The following is a 1,171-nucleotide window of genomic DNA, read 5'->3' as shown; positions in this document are numbered from 1 at the left end:
ACGCCGTGTCCGGCAGCGCCGACGACGCCGTACCCGGCAGTGCCGACGACGCCGCCTCCGGCGGGGCCGATGAGCGCACGCGGGAGGTGCTGGTCGGGGCGATGCGCGCGCACGCCAGCACGCGGGAGCGGCTGCCGTCGCTGGAGCGGTTCTACCGCGAAGTCTTCGAGCGCGTCCCGGTGCCCGCGACCGTGCGGGACCTCGCCTGCGGGCTCAACCCGCTGGCCGTGCCGTGGATGGGACTGCCCGCCTCCACCGTGTACCGGGCCTCGGACATCGACGCCCCGCAGATGGCGTTCCTGGACCGCGCCCTGGACCTGCTCGGCGTGCGGCACGAGACCGCCGTGGCCGACCTGCTCGACGAGCCGGTGTCCGCACCGGCCGACCTGACACTGCTGCTCAAGACCGTGCCGTGCTTGGAGAAGCAGCGCGCCGGGGCGGGGTGGGAGCTGCTCGACGCGGTGAACTCGCCGACCCTGGTGGTCACCTTCCCCACCAAGTCGCTCGGCCGGCGCTCGAAGGGCATGTTCCAGACCCACTCGGCCGCGTTCGAACAGTTCGCGGCCGAGCGCCCGTGGCGCGTCGAGAGCTTCGAGACGGACAACGAGCTGGTGTATCTCGTGCACCGGTGATCGCCTCCCGCGCTCCTTCCCCCACCGCCCGTGGCACGGCACTGCGGTGAAGGCCGACACGATGTGTGTGCACGCATGGTCACGAAAACGGTACGGTGGGCGACGACGGCCGGAGGGAAGTGAGGTCCGCGAGCGTGCGTGAGCACATGCGCATCGGCGAGGTGTCCGCCCGTACCGGGCTGTCGTTGCGCACCATCCGCTACTACGAGGAGGTCGGGCTCGTCCCCCCGAGCAGTCGTACCCGGGGCGGCTTCCGCCTGTACACCGAGCCGGACGTCGAACGGCTCGATCTCGTCACCCGGATGAAACCGCTGGGCTTCGCGCTGGACGAGATGCGGGAACTGCTCGCGCTGCTGACCCCGCCGGACCCCGGCACGGACGGGGGTGGACGCACCGAGCGGGACCGGCGGCGGCTGCGCGAGTTCGCCGAGATCGCCGAACGCCGCTGTGCCGAACTGCGCGAGGAACTCTGCGCCGCCGAGGCGTTCACCGCCGCGCTGCGGGACGCGCTCGCCGACGACCGGTCCCACGACACGGGG

2 protein-coding genes are annotated in these 1,171 nt (G+C 72.3%); both read left to right on the top strand.

What is annotated here, in order from left to right:
- The coding region (locus ACTIR_RS20920) for a class I SAM-dependent methyltransferase (protein WP_026452785.1) at positions 1-632 on the top strand (632 nt) is incomplete at its 5' end.
- Positions 633-778: 146 nt separating this feature from the next.
- Positions 779-1,171 (top strand): MerR family transcriptional regulator (locus ACTIR_RS0100255; RefSeq protein ID WP_051442476.1); only part of this gene is annotated, 393 nt, incomplete at its 3' end.

This window comes from Saccharomonospora iraqiensis subsp. iraqiensis, from assembly GCF_000430445.1.
In the GTDB taxonomy this organism is placed as follows: domain Bacteria; phylum Actinomycetota; class Actinomycetes; order Mycobacteriales; family Pseudonocardiaceae; genus Saccharomonospora; species Saccharomonospora iraqiensis.
Note: the sequence above shows the minus strand (reverse complement) of the source record. Positions and strands in the feature narration are given on the sequence as shown.